We start from the raw sequence: 248 nt of genomic DNA on the forward strand, positions 1-248 counted from the left end.
TACCGGCGAAAAGCGGCGCCGCCAGAGATACTTAAAGATGAATGACCGGCGGGCGCGTGTTCATGATCCACAACAGCCGCGCCGTCTTGCTGCTTTCATTGCGCACACTGTGCGGCACCGTGCTCTTGAACTGGAAACTGTCGCCCGCGCGCAGTTCGGCGCGCTGATCGCCCACGTTCAGGATCACCGTGCCCTCCATCACGAGGCCGCATTTTTCGCCGACGCCCACCAGCACTTCCTCCGACCCC

General features: G+C 62.5%; 1 protein-coding gene. It reads right to left on the reverse strand.

From position 1 onward, the window contains the following. Positions 1-31 precede the first annotated feature (31 nt). On the reverse strand, positions 32-248 hold a 217-nt coding region (locus tag SB772_RS44090; RefSeq protein WP_410839035.1), incomplete at its 5' end, for a cupin domain-containing protein.

Source organism: Paraburkholderia sp. SIMBA_030 (assembly GCF_046535245.1).
GTDB lineage: Bacteria > Pseudomonadota > Gammaproteobacteria > Burkholderiales > Burkholderiaceae > Paraburkholderia.